Genomic DNA, 22895 nt, shown 5'->3' with positions numbered 1-22895 from the left:
TCATTCGTCGCGGGTTCCAGGGATACTCGTCGTCCGTGCGAGGCTCACTCCCCGGACAGCCTCAGGAGGCGGCTGGTCGTCGTACGCTGCTGGAGGACCTTGCCCGCGCGGATGGAGCTGCTATGTCAACGTTGACATTACACTGTTGGCATGGAGAGTGAAGTTCCGCGGCGGCCGCGGCTCGAGGATGTGGCGGCGACTACCGGTGTCAGCATCAAGACGGTGTCGCGGGCGCTGCGTGGGGATCCGAAGGTGCGGGAGTCGACGCGGCAGCGGATCGTGGCCGAGGCGGATCGGCTGGGGGTGCAGCTGAACGACGTCGCTGCGGGGTTGCGGCGGAAGAATCAGGCGATGACGTCGATCGGGGTCACGCTCGGCGACTGTACGAACCCGTTCTTCGCGCCGATGCTGCGAGGCATCCACTCGGTCGCCTCCGAGCGCGGGTACCTGGTGCTGACCGCCGACGCGCAGAACGATCCGGAGCTCGAGCACCGGGCGATCCGGTCGTTCTTCGCGCACCGGGTCGCGGGGCTGATCATCGCGCCGGTCGGGAACGACCTCGGATACCTGGCGAACGAGGCGCGGTTCGGTTCGGCGATCGTGTTCGTGGACTCACCTCCCCCGGGCCTCGGTGAGTCGATGGACTCGGTCACCACCACGAACGCGGCCAGCACCCGCGCGGGGATCGAGCACCTGCTCGCGAAGGGCCGCCGGCGGATCGCGTACCTCGGGCACCCGCGCAGCGGCAGCGGTGCCGAGGAACGCTGGGCCGGGTACGTCGCCGCGCTCGGCGCCGCCGGTATCGCGGTGGATCCCGCCCTCGTCCGGAACAACCTGGTCAGCGAGGACGACGCCCGCCGCGCCGCCGACGACCTGCTGCCGTCGGCGGCCCCCGGACGCCGTGTTCGTCGACAACAACCGGCTCTGCACCGGGCTGCTGCAGTCGCAGGCGTTCGCGAGCCGCCGGATCGACACGGTCTGCTTCGACCGGTTCGAACTGGCCGCGGCGTTCGGCGTCTCGGTCATCGACAGCGACCCGTACGACGTCGGCCGCGCCGGCGCCCAACTCCTCTTCGACCGCCTGGCCGACCCAACCCGCACCCCCCAACGCCTCGAGGTCCCCGCCCGCCTGATCGTCAACGCCAACCCGACGTACTAGAACCTCCACCGCCCCGCTGGGCGGCCGACGTCCAGACGGTTAACCCCGCTGATTGTCCCTTCGCCTCCTGCATACCAGCAGCAAAGGGACAACCGCATTGGTTAACCCCCGAAATGAGGCTGTCCTGGCGTAGGTGTGGGCGTTGGCCGGACGGTGTCAGGTGGTCGAGGGGTTTCGCCGGCGTGGGCGTCCGACGCGCGGGCGGCAGGTGGGCAGCGGGCGGTGGAGTGGGGTGGGTTAGGTGAGTTGGTTCAGCCAGGCTTCGGCCAAGGCTTGGTGGCCGGCGGGGGTGGGGTGGACGCCGTCGGAGAGCCAGTGGTCCGGGTTCTTGTTGCGTGCGGCAAGTTCTGTGAACATGGCGTCGGCGGCGACCAGGTGGGCGTCGTACTCGCGGGCCAGCTCCCGCACCACCTGGATCTTGGCGTCCAGGTCGGGCCGCCACGCCCACTGCTCCTCCTTCACCGGCAGGAGGAACGGCTCGATCAGCACCAGTTGTACGTCGGCCAGCGGCTCCAGCAACCGCCGGTACCCGGCGCGGAACACCTCCGCCGGCACCTCGTCGTGCCCGAACGAGAACCGGTACCCGCAGTCGTTGATCCCGATCAGGATCGACACCACGTCCGGCCGTGCATCGAGTACGTCGGACTGCCACCGGCCGCCCAGCCCGGCGAGTGTGTCGCCGGAGATCCCGGTGTTCGTCCAGACCGGTACCCGATCCGGTTGCCGGCGGCCCCAAAGCCCCGCCACCAGCAGCGGGTACCCGTACCCGAGCGGATTGTCGGTCTCCCGCCGATGGCAGTCGGTGATCGAGTCACCCGTGAACATCACCCGGGCTCCGTCCGCCAGCACGATCACGACTCCTCCGGAGGGGTGAACGTGGCGACGCCGATCGTGGTGTCGCTCTGGCCGTAGTACGCGAACCAGGTCCCGCGATGGAACACCAGCCCCTCGACGAACGTCACGTTGCTCACCAACCCGTGCTGGTCCTCGTAGGTACTGGGCTCCAGCCAAGGCTCGGTCAGCTTCGCGACCACGGTGTCCGGCCGCCGCGGATCGATCAGCACCTGCCCGCACGCGTAGTACACCCCGCCGCCGGGCTGGTTGACCGCGCTGTTGTGCATCAGCAACACATGACCGGTCCGGGTACGGATCGGCTGCGGACCCGTCTCCACCAGGTCGCCCATGAACGTGCCCGGTTCCGGACGCAGCACCGGCGTCGGATCGGCCTTCCAGTGCAGCAGGTCGTCCGACTCGGCGAGGTGGATGTTCCCCTCGCCGAACCACATCAGGTACCGCCCGTCGATCGGCTCGGGCAGGATCACGCCGCCCTTGCTCCAGTCCGGCCCCGGCGTCTCGCGGATCCCCGCGAACGTGTTGATCCCCGGGAACATCGGCCCGTGCTTCTCCCACTGCCGCAGGTCCGTCGACGTCGCCAGGCACAACCGCGCCGTCTGCCGGTCCCACCCGGTGTAGGTCAGGTAGTAGGTGCCGCCAATGAAGACGACCCGCGGATCCTCGCACCCGTACCGCTCGTAGTCCTCGGTCGGCACCATGACCGGATCCGGCTCGGTCTCGAAGGTGATCCCGTCGTCGGACCAGGCGAGCCCGAGATGCGACACGACGTCGTCCGCATGCGCCCGGTAGACGAGCGCGATCCGCCCGTCCACCACCAGCGCCGCCGGGTTGTACACGTTCGCCGATTCCCACTCGTGCCGCCCCGGCCGGAGGACCGGGTTCTCCGGCCGCGGCACGAACGGGCCGAACGGGTAGTCGACCGCCGGCGTACTCACTTGGCCGCCAGCTTGTTGATCCCGGCAACCATTCCGTCGATGCCCGCGTTCACGTCCTGCTTGCCGGACAGCGCCGGGTTCCAGGTGGTCCCGACGACATCACCGGCCGGTGTCGACCACGGGTCCAGGAACTGCGTCACGAACTTGTCCTTCACCCCGAGCTCGTACGTCGCGGTCGCGGCGATGGTCTTCGCCGCGGCGTCGCCGGCCTGCAGCGACTCGTAGTACCCCTTGGAGCCGGGCTCGTACGCGATCGGGGCGATCGGCTGGTCCTTCATCGTCTCGTTGAAGCCGGTGACCTCCATGTAGCTGATCACCTTCCAGGTGCTGCCCGGGTCCTTCAGCGTGGCCGGCGAGCAGACGCCGTTGGTCTCGATCGGCTGCACGGACTTCGCCGTACCGGCCGGCCAGGGCGCGTAGCCCCACTCGAACTTCGGCTTGTTCTGGGTGATCGACTGGTGCAGCCACTGGCCGCCGAACATCAGCGGGATGCCGCCGTTCGCGAACTTCGCGACCGCGTTCGAGCCGTCGTAGTCCGGGTTGGTCATCTCGCCGGCCTTGATCGCCTTCGCCATCCGCTCGGCCCCGGTCCGGAACGTCGCGTCGGCCTGGACCTGCTTGGACCCGATCGGCTTCTCGACGATCGGCGCGCCGCCGTTCGCGACCGAGTACGCCGAAACGCCCTGCGGGCTCTCCAGCAACGCCCACGCGTTCACCAGCGGCGTGGACTTGGCGTCGGTACGCCGCAGCGCGGCGATGTCGGCGTACAGCTCGTCCCAGGTCCAGCCGATCGCCGGGGCCTTCAGCTTGGCCTTGTCGAAGTCGGCCTTGTTGTAGAAGAACCCGTACGTGTTCGCGAGCGTCGGGATCCCGTACAGCTTGCCCTCGGGGTTCCGCCACAAATCGAGCGAGCCGGGCGAGAACTTGTCCTCCTGCAGTCCGTCGCCCTTCTTCAGGTACGACGACCAGTCGTACAGCAGGCCTTCCGCGGCCAGGTTCTGTTCCTGCGAGTTCGAGCACCAGAAGAAGTCCGGCGCCTTCTTGGACATGATCAGCGAGGCGAGCTTCTGCGCGTAGTCCGCGTTCGGCGACTCCTCGCGCTGCACGGTGACGCCCTGCAGCTTGGCCATGCTCTTGTCCAGGGCCTGGTTGGTGGGAACGGATTCCCAGGTCATGTAGCTGACGGACCCGCCGCCCTTCGCGGCGCCGGAACCGCCGCCGCACCCGGCGAGGGCCAGCCCGGCGACGACGAGTACTGCTGTCGCCCTGAGTGTGGGCATGATCGATCTCCTCATTTCGCGATGGTTCCGAGGGCGCCGAGGCCCTCCATGAAGTAGCGCTGGGCGAGGAAGAACAGCACCAGCGGCGGTACGACGAACAGCAGGTTCGTCGCCATGTAGTAGTTGTACTGAGAGCCGGCCTGGTCGGAGAGGAACGCGGCCATCCCGAGCGGCAGCGTGAACTTCTTCGCGTCCTGCAGGTAGACCAACGGACTCAGGTAGTCGTTCCAGGCGAACTGGAAGGACATGATCGCGATCGTGATCCAGACCGGCTTGGTGAGTGGGATCATGATCCGGGTGAAGATCATCCAGTGCCCGGCGCCGTCGATCGTGGCCGACTCGTCCAGGTACTTCGGGATCGACTGGTAGTACTGCCTGGCCAGGAACACGAAGATCGGGCTGCCGAAGAAGGCCGGCAGGATCAGCGGCACCCAGGTGTCGATCAGCCCGAGGCTGATGTACAGGTGCTGCAGCGGGATCAGCCCGACGATGCCCGGGACGAAGATGCTGCCGGAGATCAGCGCGAACCAGAACCGGCGGCCCGGGAAGTCGATCCGGGAGATGCCGTACCCGACGATCATCGAGCTGGCCACCGCGCCGATCGTGGACAGTACGGTGACGATCACGGTGTTCAGCAGCAACCGGTAGAACCCGATCTGCGCCGGGCCGTCGACGAAGTTCGCGGCCCGGAACTCCCGCGGCAGGAACGTCGGCGGCAGCTGGTTGATGTCGCCGTTGCCCTTCAGCGCGATGCTGATCATCCACACCAGCGGCAGCAGCATCGAGACCGCGAGCAGCCCGCACAACGCGTACCAGGCAACGCGCGACACCATGAACGGCACCCGCTGCGTAAGCGCCGCCGGGCGCGCCAGGACAAGAGCTTCGGCGGTCATGCGCCTTCTCCTTGATAGACGCGGCTGCGGGTGAGCCGGAGCATCACGACGGTCACCAGCATCACGATCACGAACAGCACCCACACCTCGGCGGTCGCGTACCCGAGCTGCGGTGAGGTGATGAAGTCGGCGAACCCGTCGTTGTAGATCTTGTACATCAACAGGTTGGTCGAGTGCCCGGGTCCGCCCTTGGTCAGGATCGCGACCTGGTTGAAGGTCTGGAACGCGCCGTTCAGCGCCAGCATCAGCTGGAGCATCATGATCGGCCCGATCATCGGCAGCGTGATCCGGGTGAACCGCCGGAACGCGTTCGCGCCGTCGACCTTGGCCGCCTCCTGGATCTCCTCCGGCACCGCCTGCAGGCCGGCCAGGAAGATCATCATCGTGCCGCCGACGCTCCACACCCCGACGATCAGGATGGCCGGCAGCGCCACGTGCGCGTCGCCCAGCCACAGACTGGTCGGCAGGTGCAGGAACGTCAGCACCTGGTTGGCCAGCCCGTACGTCGGGTCGTAGATGTACTTCCACAACGTCAGTACGGCGACCGCGGGCAGCACCACCGGCAGGTAGAAGATCGTCCGGAACACCTTGACGCCCTTGATCGTCCGGTTCACCACGACCGCGAGCGCGAGCCCGGCGGCCAACGTGGCCGGTACCGAGATAACCACCCACAGCACGGTCACCTTCAACGACGGCCAGAACGTCGGATCGCTGGTGAACAGGAACTTGTAGTTGTCCAGCCCGACCCACTTGGCCGGGGTCAGCCCGTTCCACTGGGTGAACGAGTGGTAGAGCGACGTCACCATCGGGTACGCCACGAACAGCAGCAACCCGATGATCGCGGGCGAGACGAACAGGTACCCGAGGATCGTGTCCCGGTGTCGTTTAGTCATCAGTCACCTCCTGGACCCGGATCCGTACGGTGAGGATCTGGAACGGCCGGAGCTCGAACCGGGGCTCGCCGACGGTCGCGAGGGGCCGTTCGAGCAGGTCGACGATTTCGGCGCCCACGGCAACGAAGTCCCAGCTCAGCCGCGCCGTCGTACGCGCACCGAGAGACTCGTAGAGACGGACGATCACGTCGCCCGACCGGTCCTCGGCCAGCTTGACCGTCTCGATCACCACCCCGTCGCCGTCGACCGCGACGAGCGGCGCCGGTGCCGACGTACCGCGAATCTCCCGGACCGGAAGGTTCAGCCGCAGACCGGCCTCGACCGCGTCGTCGATTCCGGCGCCGGACACCAGCGTGTAGCGGGCGTGGTGCCGGCCCTGGTCGGTCTCCGGGTCGGGGTAGCGCGGCGCGCGCAGCAGCGACAGCCCGATCCCGGTGCCCGCACGGCCCGCCAGCGGATCGCCGGACTCCCCCGGCAGCCTCCGGATGTCGTGCCCGTACGTCGAGTCGTTGGCGACCGCTACGCCGAAGCCGGGCTCGCCGACGTGCACCCAGCGATGCGCGCACACCTCGAACTTCGCCTCGTCCCAGGTGGTGTTGTCGTGCGTCGGCCGCCGCAGGTGCCCGAACTGGATCTCCGCGGTCGCGTGCTCGGCCCGGACGTCCACGCCGAACATTGCCTTCAGCAACTTCTCCCGTTCGTGCCAGTCGACGTCGATCGCGAACTCCACCCGGTCCACGCCGGCCGGGATCGTGATCGTCTGGTGGTACGTCGACGCACCGTGCACACGTCGTACCTCGACCAGCACCGCGTCGGGACGTTCGGCGACGCGCAACGAGTCGACCGTCCGCAGCGGCGAGGCCGTCGTACGGTAGAAGGAGTCCAGGTCCCAGGCGTCGAAGGCGTTCGGCAGGTCGTGGTGCAGGACCAGGTCATTCAGCCGGGCACCCTCGGCGACCAGTTCACGGTCGTACCGGGTGTCGACGAGCGACGTGATCGTCCCGTCCGCGGCGATCGTGATCCGCAGTACGCCGTTGTCGACAATCCACCGATTACCGTCCAGCCGCGCGGTCACCGCCTGGCCGGCCGCTTCCGGTGCGTCCGAGGCGCCCAGCGCCGGGATGCCGGCGACCCGCAGCGGTACGGCGTTGAACCGGATCGGGATGTCGCCTTCACCGGCAAGCGTCCCAAGCGCGGTCGTGATCAGTTCCTCGAGCTCGGCCCCGACCTGTTCGTACGCCTCCCGCGCCTCCCGGTGCACCCAGGCGATCGAGGAGCCGGGCAGTACGTCGTGGAACTGGTGCAGCAGCACGGTCTTCCAGATCCGGTCCAGGGCGTCGTACGGGTACTCCGCCCCGGTCCGGATCGTCGCCGTCGCACACCACAGCTCGGCCTCACGCAGCAGGTGCTCACTGCGCCGGTTGCCGCGCTTCATCGCAGCCTGCGACGTGTACGTACCGCGGTGGGCCTCCATGTAGAGCTCGCCGACCCACACCGGCGCGTCCGGGTACTCCGCCTCGGCACGCTCGAAGAACGCCGTCGGCGTCAGGTGCTCGATCGGCGGCGCACCCTCCAGGTCGGCCTGCCGGCGAGCCCGTTCCATCATCAGCGCAGTCGGTCCACCGCCGCCGTCGCCGTGCCCGAACGGGACCAACGATGTCGTCGCACCGGCGTGATCGCGGAAGTTCTGCGTCGCGTGGTTCAGCTCGGCCGGAGTGAGCTCGGCCAGGTACGTGTCGACCGGCGGCAGGTGCGCGAACAGCCGGGTGCCGTCGATCCCCTCCCACCAGAACGTGTGATGCGGGAACGGGTTCGTCGGATGCCACGCCAGCTTCTGGGTCAGGAACCAGCGGAACCCGGCCAGTACGGCGATCTGCGGCAGCGCGGCGGAGTACCCGAACGAGTCCGGCAGCCACACCTCCCGCGGCTCGACGCCGAACCGCTCGGCGAAGTACCGCTTGCCGTGCACGAACTGCCGGACGAGCGCCTCGCCGCCCGGCAGGTTGGTGTCGGACTCGACCCACATCCCGCCGGCCGGCACGAACCGGCCGGCCGCGACCGCGTCGCTGATCCGCGCGAACAGCTTCGGCTGGTGCTCCTCGATCCATGCGTACTGCTGCGCCTGCGAACAGGCGAACCGCAGCTCCGGGTAGTCGTCCATCAGCGCCAGCACGTTCGCGAACGTCCGCGTGCACTTGCGCACGGTCTCCCGCATCGGCCACAACCAGGCCGAGTCGATGTGCGCGTGCCCGACCGCCGCGACCCGGTGCGTACTCGCCGCGGCCGGCTGCGCGAGCACCGTCGCGAGCTCGGCCCGCGCGGCGTCGACGCAGTCGTGGATCCGGTCCGGATCGATCACGTCGCAGGCGCGGTCGAGCGCCCGCAGGATCTTCGACCGGCGCGGGTCGTCGGCGGCCAGCTCGGCCGCCCAGCCGATCAGTACGTCGAGATCGACCGCGAGCGCGTCGACCCGGTCGTCGAGCGCGACCAGCTCGGCCCGGCGGAAGCGGTACTGCGGTTCGCCGTCGGCGTCCAGCCCGTCACCGAGCACGGTCGGCCGGAACGCCCGCGCGGCGATGTCCGGGTTCGCGGCGGCCTCGACGTACAGGTCGACGGTCGTCGTGCCAGGGTCGAGCCGGACGTACCGGCTGCGCGGGTGCACGCCCTTCACGATGCTGCCGTCCGCGCGGTACACGAGGCCTTCGGACTGGAAGCCCGGGCCGCCGTCGAAGCCGAGGTCGACCACTACCGCGGCGCTGTGGACCGAGTAGGTTGTCGGCACCAAGGCGTCCCAGCCGGCCGGTACGTCGCCCTGCAGGTGGAACCATGCGGTCGTCCACGCCGGACCCCAGGTGGATCCGGCGGTGAACGGCTCGAACGGTCCGGCGGTCGCCAGCTCGAACGGCTCGGGTTCGCCGGGCAGGCGCCGTACCGAGACGGTCAGCGCCGCCGCACGGCGCTCGACGGCGGGCTGAACCCGCTCGTCGAGCATCCGGCGGGCCCGGTCGATCGTGCGTTGTGGATGCTGATGCATCACGACCCCTTCGCGAAGCGGACCTTGACGAGCATCTGGGCGCCGGTGGACGAGGTGTAGTACGTGTAGTACTTCGTCAGCCCGTCCGCGCTGGTGTACTCCGGGTGCGCGAACGCGGCGTACTCGATCCCGCTCGTCTTCGCGGCTGTGAACAGCTTGGTCGGCGTACTCCACGGACCCCACGGGTTGGGCGCCGTCTGGTACTGGACGTCCTGGGACTGGAACTGCATGAACGTGTTGACGTAGGCGCCGAACGCGCTGTCCCAGTACACGGTCGAGCCGGCGGCGCCGTTCGCCTTCACCTGGACCGTCTTGCTCGGGTCCGTCGACCACTGCGGATTACCGTTGCCGTCGGCACCGATGTAGAAGCGCCACTGGGAGATGTCGGTGACCTGCGCGACCGGGACCTTCGCGACCGCGCAGCCGTCCAGGGTGCACTTGCCGTAGCCGTAGAGCGTGTTGCCGGCCAGCACCATCGCCTGACCGCCCCAGTCCTGCCCGGGCGGGAAGAACAGCGTGTTGTCGGCGCCCTCCGGGCTCGGGATGTCGGCCGGGCGGTTGGTCGCGGCGAGCCGGGTGATGGTCCTGCTGTTCATGTCGACCGAGACCAGGCCGGTGCCCTGCGCCTGGCCGACGAAGCCCGACTCGCACGGCGTACCGACGCGGCCGCCACGGCAGAGCTTGCCGTACGACACCAGGATCCGGTGCCGCGCCTGGTCGACCACGGCCGGACCGGGCCAGTGCGCGAACACGGTCCCGCAGTACTCGTCGGTCGAGTTCGTGCAGTCCGTCGACGCGTGCTGCTGCTGGAACGCGAGCTCGGCGGCGGAGAACGGCACGAACTCCGGCGGTACGCCGGTGGAGTGCTCGTCGAGCGGGTTCGCCGAGGTCAGCGTGATGTTGTCGCTCGCGTCGAGGTCGCTGGTGGTCGCGGCGGTACTGGTCAGGAAGCCGTCCGGGTTCTTCAGGATCGTGTCGTCGAAGAACCACACCGACTGGTTGCCGTACCGGACGCTCTGGCCGTTGTCGCGGGCGGCGTTGTGCGGGTTCTGGGTGATCGGGCCGAGCTCGGTCGCGCTCTCGACCACCAGGTTCGAGGAGCGATGCCGGGCTTGCCTGCTCTGAGCGGGTCCGGGCTCAGCGGGTCCGGCCTGGGCGGGTCCGGACTGAGCGGGTCCGGGCTGGGCGGGTCCGGGCTGGACGGGTGGGGGCAGGGCCGGGGCGGCCGCGGCCGGCACGGAGAGGGCGGTGGCGGCGAGCAGCGCCGCGAGGACGAGGGGGATGCGGGGTTGACGCACGGTTGGTACTCCCTCACTGAGTGACAGCAACAGGTGCGAAGCGATTTGATGATGTCAACGTTGACATAGCCTTGTCAACGTTGACATTTCTTCCTAAAGTGCCTGCAGTGAGCACCGTTTCCCGCCGTACTTTCCTGCGCACCAACGCCGCTCTGGCCGCCGGCCTGAGCGTCTCCGCCGCGCTGCCGGCGCCCTCCTGGTCCGCCCCCACCACTTCCTCCTCCGGCCGGCCGCTACGTGCCACCCGTGCCGACGAGTGGACCCAGTTGTTCGACCGCCGCTCCGGCTGGATCGGCGCCGACGGGATCTACTCCGTCCCGCTCGACGGCCGCGACGGCATCGGCTCCGCGACACCCGGCTCGCGGACCGCGTTCATCTTCAGCGACACCCGGATCGGCACCGTCGACCCGGACACGTTGACGTACCGGCAGACCGGGTTCGTCAACAACTCGTCGGCCGTCCTCGTCGGCAACCGGCCCGACCCGGCGGGTACGACGTTCGTCGTCCCGGAGAACGGGGCCTTCGGCAACGGGTTCTGGATGAACGACGGGATCGCGATCGGCGACACCTTGTACGCCACCGGGTTCGCACCGGACGCCGACTGGAACGCGGCCCGGGTCGACCTGATCGCCGTACCGCTGGCCGACGGGGTCCCGGACTACACCGCGGTACGCCGGACCGAGGACGTCCGGCTGCTGGTCCGGGACGGCACGTACATCGTGATGTTCGGCGTCGGGATCATGCCAGGTACCGACGGATTCGTGTACGTCTACGGGTACCGGAACACGTTGGCGGGCGGGCAGAAGGACCTGGTCTGCGCGCGGGTACGCCGCGAGGAGTTCGCCGACATCGCGTCCTGGCGGTTCTGGAGCGGTACGACGTGGAGCCCGGACATCACGGTCAGCGTCTCCGATGCCGCCGTACTGCATGCCGACGTGTCGACCGAGCTGAGCGTGACGCCGATCCCGGGCGGGCGGTACCTGCTCGTCTACCTGCGGAACGTGAACTCGACCGGGCTGGAGTACGCGATCGGGTCGTCGCCGATCGGGCCGTTCGGTCCCGGCGTACGGTTCTACAACTGCCCGGAGCCTTATGTGTACGAGGCGCAGACCGCGGGCGGCACGTACTGCTACAACGCGAAGGCGCACCCGAGCCTGTCGGAGGACGGGCGGTTGCTGATCAGCTACAACGTCAACCGGCTCGGGGCCGATCCGCTGACGACCGAGATCTACCGGCCCCGCTTCGTCTGGCTGGACCTGCACCGCTTCGCCGACGAGCCCTCCGCGCCACGGGCGACCACCGATCTGGTCGCCGGCGGCCGGGTTCTGGACCTGGGTGGGTTGCGGACGGTGTCCGGGTATCGCATCAAACACGCCGGGTACGAGAGTGGTCAGACCGCCTTCAACACCAGGGATTTCACCGTCGAGGCCGCCCAGCGGTCCACCGGTCCGTGGCGCCCGGTGGATGTTGTCACCGGCAACATCCACAACCTGACCGACCGCCGCTTTCCCCATCCGGTCCCCGCGCGCTACCTCCGCCTGACCGTCCAGCGGCCGACCCAGTCGGACGACACGACCATCCGCGTACTCGAGTTCGCCGCGGTCGCCGCGGTCGCCGCGGTCGCCGACGTACCGGACCTCGCCCGCTACCGCCCCGTACTCGCCAGCGCCGAGAACACCACCGCCCACCACCTCACCGACCCCACCGCCGGCCTGTGGATCAACCCCTCCCCCAACGCCTGGCTCTCCATAGACCTGGGCGCCGACCGAACCATCGCCCGCTACACCATCACCCACGCCGGCGAGGCAGACCTCAACACCCGCGACTTCCAGCTCCAGTCCAGCAACAACAACAAGCAGTGGACCACCCGCGACACCGTCACCAACAACACCGCCCCCACCACGGCCCGCGAGGTGCCGCCATTCACAGCCCGCTACGTCCGCCTACTGATCACCCGCCCAGTAGCCGACCCCATCCCCGAAAAAACCACCCGCCTACATTCCCTCACCCTCCACCCCCCAACCTGACCCACCCACCCCACGCCCGACGCCCCACGCCGCCCGACCTGCCGACGTCCGGTCACCTGGCCGACGTTCGCCCGCCCACGTCCCCGCGGGCCGCCGAGTCGTGGTGAATGGCTCGGATCCCCGACGCCGAGTCGTGGAGTTTGGCTGTGAAACGCGACCGATTTCCACGACTCGGTGGGCGAGCGGTTCGATCGTCAGGTGAGTAGCTCGAGTTGGGTCAGGGTTGTGGGGGCGGGGAGGGTTAGGCGGTAGTGCTGGTACTGGCCGGGGGTGGTGATTCTGAAGGGGCGGAGTTGGTGCGGCCACGGGAAGGACTGGTTGGTGCGGGTGTCCAGGACGGTCCACGTGGTGCCGTCGGTGGAGGCCTCCAACGTCCAGGTGCTGGGGGCCGGGCCCGAGCCTGACGTCAGCGTGTAGAGCGTCGGGGTTGCAGCGGCCGGCAGGGTCCAGCTGATCTCGTCGACGGTCGTCGAGGTTGCGGACGTGTCGTCGAAGAGGGGGTTGCCGGGGTCGACCGGGATCAGGTCGACCAGCGGCGCGGCGACGGCGTCGTCGGCGGTGAGGGAGGGCGGGGAGTCCAGGGTTGCCCAGTCCGACGGGTCGGCGCCCAGCGTGAAGTCGAGCTGGGTGGCGGCGGTCAGGTCGGCGTGGGTGATGGATGCTACGGGCAACTGCTTCCCGTCGACCTGGACGTCTTGCACATATGGGTCTTCCACACCGGAGGCGGTGATCGTCAGCGGTCGGCCGCCCAGCGGGGAGACCACGACGCGCGGGAAAAGCGGTGAGCCGATCGCGTACTCCGGTGCGCCGACGCGGAGCGGATACAGGCCGAGCGCGGCGAACAGGTACCACGCGGACATCTCCCCGTTGTCCTCGTCGCCCGGATACCCCTGGCCGATCTGCTCCCCGACGTACAGCCGGTCCAGCACCTCGCGGACGATCGCCTGCGTCTTGTACGGCGTACCGGCGTAGTTGTACATCCATGCGATGTGGTGCGCCGGCTGGTTCGAGAAGCCGAACTGGCCCATCCGGACGGCCTGTGCCTCGACCATCTCGTGGATGACGATCGAGTACGTGCCCTTCTTGACGGCGAGCTCCGGCGTCGCGAAGAACCCGTCGAGCTTCTCCTCCAGTCCGCGCGGACCGCCGTACAGGTTCGCCAGCCCGCGCGGATCGTGCGCGACGTGGAACGCGAAGTTCCACCCGTCGGTCTCGGTGAAGTCACCGCCCCACTCCTCGGGGTCGAACTCCGCCGGGCTCTTCGCGAACGTCCCGTCCGGCCGCCGCCCCTGGAAGAAGTTCACCGCGTCGTCGAACAGCAGCACGTAGTTCAGCGACCGGCGACGCAGGTACTCCGCTTCCTCGAGAAGCTGCTCACGCCGTTCGGGGAACTCCTCCGCCAGCTGCAAAGCCATCTGCGCCAACCCGAAGTCGTTCAGGTACGCCTCGAGCGACCACGACACGCTCTCCTCGGTGTCCGTGCTCACGTACCCGGCGAAGAACCCGGTGTCGACGCCCTTCCGCCCGACCTCCGTCGCCGGAGGCGCGACGGTCGCGTTCCGCAGGCCGGCGTCGTACGTCGCCAACGGATCCGGCAGCGCGACGCCCTTGAGATAGGCGTCCGCGAACGACACGTCGGAGCTCGTCCCGGTCATACAGTCGGCGTACCCCGGGGACGACCAGCGCGCGATCCACCCGCCGTCGCGGTACTGCTGCACGAACCCGTCCACCAGCTCCGCGGACAGCTCCGGATAGAAGAACGCGTACGCCGGCCAGGCGGTCCGGTACGTGTCCCAGAACCCGTTGTTCACATACATCTTTCCGGGTTTCACGACAGCATTGGTCGCAAGCTCCGTCGCCGCACCGTCGACGGGCAGGACCGGGCTCGCGTAGCGGTACTCCGGGTGTTCCGCGGTCCCGGTGTTCTCGAACTGCGAGTTCGGGTAGAGGTTCAGCCGGTACAGGTTGCCGTACACGGTCCGCAGCTGCGGCGGTGTCGCGCCCTCGGGTCGGACGACCTGGAGGCGCTCGTTCCAGATCGCGTTCGCGGCGGCCTGGAGCTGCTCGAAGGACCGGCCCGCGAGTTCGAGCGACAGGTTGTGCCGCGCCTGGTCGAGGCCGATGAACGAGGTCGCGATCCGCAGCGTCACCTCGGGTACGTCGAAGCTCGCGGCGCGCGCGTTGTCGCGACCGCCGGACGCCGGGCCGAAGCCGGTCGGCGCGCTGGAGAACTCGCCGTAGCAGTACATCCGGGTCAGCCCGGACTCGGACCGCTGCGACCCGTTCTCGACCCAGCCGGTGACCGCGGTCCCGTCGTACCCGAAGCCGCCGTTCTCGTCGATCGTGTCGAAGACCAGGTGCCGCCCGGCCGCGTCCGCCGGGAACATGAACCGGAAGATCGCGCCGTGGTCGGTCGGGGCGAGCTCCGCACGGACGCCGTTCGCGAGCGCGACCGAGTACAGGTCGGGCCGCGCGATCTCGTCGTCGTGGCTGAACGCGACGGCCCGCTCGGCCGGGTCGCCGAGCGGCTCGGCGGCCGCGACCGGCATGATCGTGAGCTGGTTACGGTCGCCCATCCACGGGCTCGGCTGGTGCGAGAACGTGAGACCCTGCAGCTCCGGCTGGTTGTCCGCGTTGTTGGCGCGGTGGTACTCGTACGGCCAGCGGCACGTCGAGGCGTCGGTGACCGGGGTGAGGAAGTTGAACCCGTTCGGCCAGGCGGTGATCGGGAGCGTGTTGCCGCGGGAGAAGTCGTGGCTCGCGTTGGTACCCCGCCGCGTGTCGACGTACGCCGCCAGATCCGACCCGTCCGGCTCCAGCGGCGCCGGCCCGACCTCGACGTCGTCGATCCATCCCGCGAACTCGTGCCCGTCGCCCGGCGCATCCACCACGAGCACCAGCTGCGCGATCGTCTGTCCCGCCGCCGCACTCAGGTCGACCTGAACGTCGTTCCACTGGTCGGCGTACAGGATCTTCGCCGCGCCCTGCCCCGCCGCGTCGGCGGGCTTCCCGTACTGGTCGACCCCGGCGTACCGCGTCCCGTCCGCGAACACCACCTCGACCGCCACGTACGTCGCCGCGTACGTCAGCCCTTCGTCAAGCTCCGGATACACCTTGTACCGCAGTCGATCCCCCATCGCGACCGCGTGCCCACCCCCAGGCCACTCCACCTCCTGCCGCCCGCCGCCGACCCCCGAGTACCGCGTCCCGTCCACACTGCCGAACCCGCCCCGCGAACTCGTAGCCCCACCGGGCCCACCACCAGTCTCGATATCCACCCCGCAATCCTACGAATCAATGCGGCGCCACGGGCGGAACGTTTCCATCGTGGACTCAGGCAGCCTCATCGGCCGTGTCCAGGACCTGCTGAAGCAGAATGCCCGCCACGAAGTTGTAGAAGGCGACCTGGTCGGGGATGTCCTGGGCGACGGCTGCCTTCTCGACCAGCGCGACGTTGAGCACCACTCCTGGGACGAGCGAGAGCTGGCCGGCGACGAACTGCCGGCGTGGAAACCTCTTGACGTGTTCGGTCCAGTGCAGCGGCTTGCCGAGTGGGACCGAGAGCCGTCGGCGGCACTCTGCGATCGCACGACGGAGCAGCGGGTCGTCCTCGTCCGCGACGACCACCGCGACCATGCCGAAGTATCGCGACGCGCGCGACGACAACCCACGGTCGCCGGTCTCGTCCACGTAGGCACGTACAAGAGGTCGTTCGAAGTACATGGGGTGACACCTCAGGTGTCACGCCAGGGGTACGGCGGGCCGCGAAACGGGCCTGTGGATATCTGCCCCACGATGCCCCGGGTTGCCCCGACTCAGTGCGGTGGGTCGGGTGGGGTGTTTCCATCGTGGACCCAGGTGATGTAGTCGCGGGCTGTCTCGGTGTCGGGGCGGAGGTGGAGGCCGTTGGTGCGGGCGTGGGTGTTGGAGAGGTGGAAGGTGCCGTCGTTGGAGCCGTCGTGGGGGAGGTGGAAGCGGTCCATCGACGGGGACCAGTTGATGGGTGGTGGGTCGGGGACCACGGCGCGCCAGGTTTCGGCGAGGGTGGCGAGGGTTTGGGTGGGGCCTACCGCGTTGAAGGGGCCGGGCAGCCCGGCCACCGTCACCAGCAGGAGGAAGGCGGCGAGGTCGCGGGCGTCGACGTACTGGATCGGCTGGCCGGGGCGGGCGGCGCATTCCAGGGGCCGGCCGTGGGCGAGGGCCCAGCCCCAGTTGCCGAAGTCGGGGTTGTGCGGGCCGATCACGAAGCCGGAGCGGACGGCCGCGGTGCGGGTGCCGAAGGTGGCGGTGAGCAACGATTCGTTGCGGACCTTCGACGGGCCGTAGAGGTCCATCGTGAAGTGGTCCTCCGGTGCGCCCGCGGGCCAGCCCAGGAGCGGGGCGGACTCGGTCATGCCGAGGTCTGTCTGGCTCGCGTACACCGCGATCGAGGACATGTACGTGTAGTGCCCGCAGCGGTCCCGCAGTACGGCGGCGCTCAGCGACACGTCGCGGACCAGGAAGCCGGACATGTCGATCACGCCGTCCCACTCGCCGGCGGCCAGCGCGTCGGGCGCGGCGCGGTCGCCGGTGATCCGGCGTACGTCGGGGAAGAGCGCCGGGTTCGTCAGGCCGCGGTTGAAGAGGGTCACCTCGTGGTCGTCGCGCAGGGCCGCCTCGACGACGTGCCGGCCGAGGTTCTTCGTACCGCCGAGGACCAGCAGCCTCACGACAACTGCCCGACGACGTCGGCGAGCTCGGCGAGCAGCGGATCGATCCAGTCCTCGGAGCCGGGGATCGTCCGGACGCCCTCCTCGATCACGAACGTCAGCGCGAGCAGGCAGAAGCACGCCCCGCCGACCAGCAGTTGCCGGTCCACCAGGAACGGATCCGCGCCCGAGACCTCGACGTACCGCGCCACGATCGGCCCGCGGTCGTAGCCGAGGGCAACGGCGTCCCGGATCAGCGTGTAGAGGTCGCTGAGGTGCGGAGCGAGATACGCCAACGGCCAGTCGACGGCGGTCCAGCGGGTGCCGTCCGTGACCAGGTTCTTCGGTACGAAATCACCGTGCACGACCCCGAGCGGCGCCTCCCGGTGCAGCCGGTCGACCGCCTCCACGAGCGGATCCAGATCGAGGTCGATCCGCCCGATCCGCCCCGCCAGCTCCTTCACCCGTGCGGGCGGGAACCCGCTCACACCGTCCACAGTCGCGCCGTGGATCCGCGCCGCCAGCTCGGCCGCCGCGAGGAACCCGTCCGCGGCCGGCTCCTGTTCCAGGGTCACCCGGCCGACATCGGCCAGCACGATCACGCCGTCAGCGCCGTACAGCAGCTCCGGCGCCGGCAGCCCGAGCGGTACGACGTACCGCTGGTACGCCGTCTCCTCGCCGGACTGTGTGCCGGTCCCGCGCTTCACGACCACGCTGCGCAACCCGTACGACAGCCGCCAGACCTCGGACGATCCCCACTGCCGCAGCAGCTCCGGATTCACCGTCTCGACAGCCGGAGCCGCCGTCGCCTCCAGCACCACAGCCCTCGGAATCCACCCAGGAAGCATCCGAAAAGTAGACCACGCCTCGTCGCTCGATGCTCTCGAATTAGGGTGTCCCCATGACGGAGAACGCCACGCACGCCTGGGGCTACGGCCTCGCCACCGTTACGACCGCCGGGAATGTCCTGGACGTCTGGTATCCGGCGCCCGCGCTCGGGTCCCGGCCGGACGACGCCAAGGCCCCGGCCGAGCTGGTCGCCGCCGAAGGGAACGACGGCCTCCGGCAGGTACGGCGTGAGGTGGTCGTGACCGAGCTGGTCCTCGACGAGGCCCCGAGCGGTACGGCGGACGCGTACCTGCGGCTGCACCTGCTGAGCCACCGCCTGGTCCGCCCGCACGGCGTCAACCTGGACGGCATCTTCGCCACCCTCCCGAACAACGCGTGGACCTCGCTCGGCCCGGTCCCGGTCGACGAGGTCGAGAACGTCCGGCTCCGCACCCGCGCCGCGGGGCAGCACCTGAGCGTGACCAGCGTCGACAAGTTCCCGCGGATGACGGACTACGTCGTACCGTCCGGGGTCCGGATCGGCGACGCGGACCGGGTCCGGCTCGGCGCGCACCTCGCCTCCGGTACCACGGTCATGCACGAGGGCTTCGTGAACTTCAACGCCGGCACCCTCGGTACGTCGATGGTCGAAGGCCGGATCGTGGCCGGTGTGGTGGTCGACGACGGCAGCGACATCGGCGCCGGCGCGTCGATCATGGGCACGCTGTCCGGTGGCGGCAAGCAGGTCATCTCGATCGGCAAGCGCTGCCTGCTCGGCGCGAACGGCGGTACCGGGATCTCGCTCGGCGACGACTGCGTGGTCGAGGCGGGGCTGTACGTGACCGCCGGCACCAAGGTCACGCTTCCGGACGGTACGGTCGTCAAGGCCCGCGACCTGTCCGGGCAGCCGGGCCTGCTGTTCATCCGCAACTCGGTCACCGGCGCCGTGGAGGCCCGCCCGCGCAAGGGCGAGGGCATCACGCTGAACGAGGCGCTGCACGCCAACGCCTGACCATACGAAAGTATGAATTCGCCAACCGGCGTGAGGCTGTGCACGTCAATCTTCTCGTGAGGCAGGAACCTGTCACCCGCGCCTGTACGTTGGGAGCGATATGCCGATGAAGCGTGGTGCCCTCGTGGTCCTGGGTGGCATCGGCGTGCTCAGCCTCGCGATCGGCGCCGGGATCGCGTGGCTCGGCGGGAAGAACATCGCGAACATCCTGCCGCCGACCGAGCAGTGCACCGCGACGGTCAACGGGCAGCAGGTCGTGCTCGACTTCGAGCAGGCCGAGTCCGCGGCGATCATCGCCGGGATCGCGGTCCGGCGCGGGCTGCCACCGCGGGCGGCGACGATCGCGCTGGCCACGGCGTACCAGGAATCGAAACTGCGGAACCTCGCGCACGGGGACCGGGACTCGCTCGGGCTGTTCCAGCAGCGGCCGTCGCAGGGCTGGGGCACGGCGAAAGAGGTCCAGGACCCGTACTACTCGACCGGGAAGTTCTACGACGCGCTGGTGAAGATCCAGAACTACCAGAGCCTCGCGATCACGGTCGCCGCGGACAAGGTGCAGCGCAGCGCGTTCCCGAACGCGTACGCCGACCACGAGGCGGACGCGCGGGTGCTGGCGTCGGCGCTGACCGGGCAGTCGGAGAGCGTGTTCAGCTGCACCGTGAACAGCTCCGACGTACCGCAGGAGACGATCGGCAGGAACGGGCTGACGCCGCGGGCGGAGGCGGTGCGGAAGGACCTGTCGCGGACGTTCGGGAAGCTGTCGACCGGCGGGTACACGGCCGGCGGGGTGCGGACCGGGCACACGGCGGGGTCGGCGCACTACGACGGGCGGGCGATCGACGTGTTCGTCCGGCCGATCTCGGCGGCGCACACCACCAAGGGGTGGGCGATCGCGCAGTACCTGGTCGCCCGGGCGAAGCTGCTGAACATCCAGACGGTGATCTTCAGCGACAAGATCTGGACCGCGGGCGGCCAGTCGGACGCGGGCTGGCGCCCGTACACCCCACCCGAACGCACCGGCGACCCCAAAATTCTCCGCCACCTCGACCACGTCCACGTCGACGTCCTGGCGCAGTAGCTCCCCAAAGCACAACGTCCGAAGAACCGTGGCCTCCAGGCCACGAATCTTCGGACGCTACGTGCTGTCTTGGCTACTCGTCGTGCTCCTGGTACGGCAGAGCCACGAACTCCCTCACAACTGCTTTCGCTCTTTACTCGTCGTGTTCCTGCGGCGGCAAGGCGGCGAACTCCCTCACAACTGCTTTTGCTCTTTACTCGTCGTGTTCCTGCGGCGGGAGGGCCGCGATGAACGGGTGGTCCTTGTCGATCTTGCCGAGCTTGGAAGCGCCTCCGGGCGACCCCAGGTCGTTGAAGAAGTCGACGTTCGCGGTGTAGTAGTCCTTCCACTGCTCCGGTGTGTCGTCCTCGTAGTAGATCGCCTCCACCGGGCAGACCGGCTCACAGGCTCCGCAGTCGACGCACTCGTCGGGGTGGATGTACAGCATCCGGTTGCCCTCGTAGATGCAGTCGACGGGGCACTCCTCGACACAAGCGAGGTCCTTCAGGTCAACACACGGCTGCGCGATGACGTAGGTCACTGCTACTCCTCCTATGGCAGGCAAGCGCAGCGCGGGATTCGGGGTGCTGCGATGCGGTGATGCAAGTATCTCTAGTATCACGGTAGTACCTCGCCCACTGTGCCAGGAGTCCGGATCGTGTCAGGCCTTGGTAGCCGTGATATCGGCCACCGTGTCGTCGTCCGCCACCGGATTCCGGGCGGGCTGACCGACGTGATCGGCGTTCTGCAGGCCGGTACGCCGGAACTCGTCACCGTCCGGCACGCGGACAGCACGCTGTACGAGATCCCGGTCGCGGACATCACGGCCGCCAAACGGATCCCCGAGCTGCCGCTCCGCCCGGTCGACGTCGAGCAAATGTTCCTGACCACCGCGCTCGGCCGCCCCGCCGTCGAGCGGGCGTACATCGGCCACTGGTTGCTCCGCGCGTCCGCCGGCTGGACCGGCCGCGGCAACTCCCTCCTCCCCGCAGGTGACCCCGGCGTCCCGGTCGCCGACGCGCTCTCCCAGGCCGAGGACTTCTACCGGAAACGTCAGCTCCCTCCACTGGTACAGGTCCGCGTCGGCAGTCCCCAGGAGCAGCAGATTCGCGCCCTCGGCTGGGTAGACGCCCGCCCGGAGCAGTCCGACGTACTGGTCATGCACACGACGCTCGACCACGTGAACGCTGCTCCTAGGTACGACGTACAGCTGACAGACCGCCCGGACGCCACGTGGTACGGAGCCGCATTCGAAGGCCCTGTACCGGCTGTTGCACCGCAGGTACTCGAGGGGGCGGCGAAGGCGATGTTTGCCTCGGTCGTCCTAGACGGGCGAGTGGTCGCCGTAGGGCGAGGGTCCATGACGGGGCACTGGCTGGGCGTGGACGCCATCCACGTGGCCGACAGCTTCCGGCGGCGCGGCCTCGGCACGGCCATCGTGCAAGGCCTCGCCCGCTGGGCGGGCCCCGAGGGCGGCCGCCGCACCTACCTGGAGGTCCTGCTCGAGAACACCTCAGCAATGACCACCTACACCCGCCTCGGCTACCAAGAGGCCTACCGCTACCGGTATCTCACCAACCGCTGAGCAGCCCCGGCCCCAACCAGCGCCAGCACCGCAAACCCAGCCAGTACGACGCTCAACGCCCTCCCAGGGTCGGCCGCGAGCGCAGTGTAGGCAGAGCCCGCCACAGCAACCCCCAACGCACCGGACAACTGTGCGTTAGTAGCAACCACCCCAGACAGGTCAGCGGCGTACTCCGGCGGCAGACTGGACGTCACTGCGCCGATCAACGTGTTGGCGCTGATCCCCAGCCCCAACCCACCAACACCGAGCAGAACGAACAGCAACGGCCCGCTACGCCCACCAAGCACCAAGTACGCCAGCACGCACACATAGCCCCCCGCCAGCACCAGGCAGCCCACAACCGGCATCCACTGCACTCCCCGGCGCAGTCTCGGCAGCACAGGCCCCGCCAGCCCGAAAGCGGCCACCCACACGACCATGGCGAACCCGGAGTACGCCGGGCCCTTGTGCAGACCGCCCTGCAGGTAAAGAGCCAGTACGAACAGCAGGGCGAAGTACGAGCCGCTGGTACACCCGTGGGCGAGCAGACCGGCGCGGACAGACCTGCTGCCGAGCACCTCCCGTGCGATGAGCGGTCGACCACCACGTGCAGCCGTACGCCGTTCGCCGTACTCGAAGAGCAGGAGCGCCGGAAGGCTCAGCAGGAGGCACAGCCAGGACCAGGTAGGCCAGCCGCGCTCGGCCCCGAGCAGGAGCGGCACGATGACGAGCACAACCGCCGTACACAGGACGAGGACGCCACCGAGATCCAGACGGTCCTGGCGACCCGGCGGGTCGGGCGGAAGCAGGCGCCGTCCGGCGACCGCCAGCGCGACGCCGATCGGCACGTTGACCAGGAAGATCGGGCGCCAGCCGGTACCGAACAGGTCCGCGGCGATCAGTACGCCGCCGAGCAGCTGCCCGGCCACCGCGCCGCCGGACAGCGCGATCGAGAAGTACCCGAGCGCCTTGAGCCGGTCGCGGCCGTGGAAGTGCAGCTGGATGCCGCTGAGCACCTGCGGAACCATCAGCGCCGCCCCGGCGCCCTGGACGAAGCGCGCGCCGACCAGCGCGCCGATCCCGGGCGCGAGACCGCAGGCAAGCGACGCGGCGGTGAAGACGGTCAGGCCGAGCAGGAACGTCCGCCGGTAACCGAGCGACGTGCCGAGCCGGGCGCCGGTGATCAGCAGGACCGCGAACGCGACGACGTACCCGGAGACGACCAGCCCGACCGCGCCCGGCGAGGCGTGCAGGTCGGTCCCGATCGACGGGCCGGCGATGTTCGCCACCGCGGTGTCGATGTTGGCCATGAACTGACCGGTGAGCAGCACGGCGAGCACCGCGCCCCGGTTGCGAGTGATGAGCACGCAGA

Annotated in this window: 17 protein-coding genes and 1 pseudogene; 5 read left to right on the top strand and 13 right to left on the bottom strand. The window is 69.0% G+C overall.

What is annotated here, in order from left to right; all coding sequences use genetic code 11:
* Positions 1 to 150 precede the first annotated feature (150 nt).
* Positions 151 to 1159: pseudogene (locus JOF29_RS42770) on the top strand (LacI family DNA-binding transcriptional regulator).
* A gap of 237 nt (positions 1160 to 1396) precedes the next feature.
* Here the strand turns inward: JOF29_RS42770 and JOF29_RS06990 are convergent.
* The 7 genes from JOF29_RS06990 to JOF29_RS45200 are packed head-to-tail and all read right to left on the bottom strand — an operon-like array spanning position 1397 to position 10347.
* Complete coding sequence (locus JOF29_RS06990; RefSeq protein WP_307863184.1) at positions 1397 to 2014, bottom strand: SGNH/GDSL hydrolase family protein; 618 nt, start codon at positions 2012 to 2014, stop codon at positions 1397 to 1399.
* Positions 2011 to 2949, bottom strand: a complete 939-nt coding sequence (locus JOF29_RS06985; RefSeq protein WP_209693405.1) for a glycoside hydrolase family 130 protein — start codon at positions 2947 to 2949, stop codon at positions 2011 to 2013. Before JOF29_RS06985 ends, JOF29_RS06990 begins: the two co-directional genes overlap by 4 nt.
* Positions 2946 to 4229, bottom strand: a complete 1284-nt coding sequence (locus JOF29_RS06980) for an ABC transporter substrate-binding protein (protein ID WP_209693404.1) — start codon at positions 4227 to 4229, stop codon at positions 2946 to 2948. The genes JOF29_RS06985 and JOF29_RS06980 overlap by 4 nt, the downstream gene beginning before the upstream one ends.
* An 11-nt stretch (positions 4230 to 4240) precedes the next feature.
* Positions 4241 to 5122: a carbohydrate ABC transporter permease gene (locus tag JOF29_RS06975; RefSeq protein WP_245357475.1), complete on the bottom strand. Its 882-nt coding sequence runs from the start codon at positions 5120 to 5122 to the stop codon at positions 4241 to 4243.
* On the bottom strand, positions 5119 to 6015 hold the full coding sequence (locus tag JOF29_RS06970; protein ID WP_209693403.1) for a carbohydrate ABC transporter permease: 897 nt from the start codon (positions 6013 to 6015) through the stop codon (positions 5119 to 5121). Before JOF29_RS06970 ends, JOF29_RS06975 begins: the two co-directional genes overlap by 4 nt.
* Positions 6008 to 9049, bottom strand: a complete 3042-nt coding sequence (locus JOF29_RS06965) for an alpha-mannosidase (RefSeq protein WP_209693402.1) — start codon at positions 9047 to 9049, stop codon at positions 6008 to 6010. Before JOF29_RS06965 ends, JOF29_RS06970 begins: the two co-directional genes overlap by 8 nt.
* Positions 9049 to 10347, bottom strand: a complete 1299-nt coding sequence (locus JOF29_RS45200) for a DUF4185 domain-containing protein (protein WP_209693401.1) — start codon at positions 10345 to 10347, stop codon at positions 9049 to 9051. The genes JOF29_RS06965 and JOF29_RS45200 overlap by 1 nt, the downstream gene beginning before the upstream one ends.
* 107 nt (positions 10348 to 10454) lie before the next feature.
* Between JOF29_RS45200 and JOF29_RS06955 the strand changes: the two genes are divergently transcribed.
* Complete coding sequence (locus JOF29_RS06955; protein ID WP_209693400.1) at positions 10455 to 12374, top strand: DUF5005 domain-containing protein; 1920 nt, start codon at positions 10455 to 10457, stop codon at positions 12372 to 12374.
* A gap of 194 nt (positions 12375 to 12568) precedes the next feature.
* On the opposite strand, the gene JOF29_RS06950 is transcribed toward JOF29_RS06955, so the two are convergent.
* The 4 genes from JOF29_RS06950 to JOF29_RS06935 all read right to left on the bottom strand — a co-directional run bounded on the left by JOF29_RS06950 (position 12569) and on the right by JOF29_RS06935 (position 17910).
* On the bottom strand, positions 12569 to 15652 hold the full coding sequence (locus tag JOF29_RS06950; protein WP_209693399.1) for a GH92 family glycosyl hydrolase: 3084 nt from the start codon (positions 15650 to 15652) through the stop codon (positions 12569 to 12571).
* A 55-nt stretch (positions 15653 to 15707) separates the two neighbouring features.
* Entirely contained in the window at positions 15708 to 16097 is a 390-nt protein-coding gene (locus tag JOF29_RS06945; RefSeq protein WP_209693398.1) for a DUF3800 domain-containing protein, read from the bottom strand.
* 92 nt (positions 16098 to 16189) lie between these two features.
* Positions 16190 to 17083, bottom strand: a complete 894-nt coding sequence (locus JOF29_RS06940; protein ID WP_209693397.1) for a Rossmann-fold NAD(P)-binding domain-containing protein — start codon at positions 17081 to 17083, stop codon at positions 16190 to 16192.
* Positions 17080 to 17910, bottom strand: a complete 831-nt coding sequence (locus JOF29_RS06935; RefSeq protein WP_209693396.1) for a phosphotransferase family protein — start codon at positions 17908 to 17910, stop codon at positions 17080 to 17082. Before JOF29_RS06935 ends, JOF29_RS06940 begins: the two co-directional genes overlap by 4 nt.
* A 53-nt stretch (positions 17911 to 17963) precedes the next feature.
* Between JOF29_RS06935 and dapD the strand changes: the two genes are divergently transcribed.
* Positions 17964 to 18902 (top strand): 2,3,4,5-tetrahydropyridine-2,6-dicarboxylate N-succinyltransferase, encoded by a 939-nt coding sequence (dapD, locus tag JOF29_RS06930; protein WP_209693395.1) that lies wholly within the window; start codon positions 17964 to 17966, stop codon positions 18900 to 18902.
* 106 nt (positions 18903 to 19008) lie between these two features.
* The gene (locus tag JOF29_RS06925; RefSeq protein ID WP_372446234.1) at positions 19009 to 19980 is read left to right on the top strand and encodes a VldE C-terminal domain-containing protein; all 972 of its coding nucleotides are present in this window, start codon (positions 19009 to 19011) and stop codon (positions 19978 to 19980) included.
* 193 nt (positions 19981 to 20173) lie between these two features.
* On the opposite strand, the gene fdxA is transcribed toward JOF29_RS06925, so the two are convergent.
* Positions 20174 to 20500, bottom strand: coding sequence for a ferredoxin (gene fdxA, locus JOF29_RS06920; RefSeq protein ID WP_012923087.1), 327 nt, complete (start codon positions 20498 to 20500; stop codon positions 20174 to 20176).
* A 117-nt stretch (positions 20501 to 20617) separates the two neighbouring features.
* On the opposite strand from fdxA, the gene JOF29_RS45195 reads away from it, so the two are divergent.
* Positions 20618 to 21544, top strand: coding sequence for a GNAT family N-acetyltransferase (locus tag JOF29_RS45195; RefSeq protein WP_307863183.1), 927 nt, complete (start codon positions 20618 to 20620; stop codon positions 21542 to 21544).
* Here the strand turns inward: JOF29_RS45195 and JOF29_RS06910 are convergent.
* Positions 21520 to 22890, bottom strand: coding sequence for an MFS transporter (locus JOF29_RS06910; protein ID WP_307863182.1), 1371 nt, complete (start codon positions 22888 to 22890; stop codon positions 21520 to 21522). The genes JOF29_RS45195 and JOF29_RS06910 overlap by 25 nt on opposite strands.
* Positions 22891 to 22895: the final 5 nt, after the last annotated feature.

The sequence above is a fragment of the Kribbella aluminosa genome, assembly GCF_017876295.1.
GTDB classification, from domain to species: Bacteria; Actinomycetota; Actinomycetes; order Propionibacteriales; family Kribbellaceae; genus Kribbella; species Kribbella aluminosa.
This window is presented reverse-complemented; position numbering and strand designations above follow the sequence as displayed.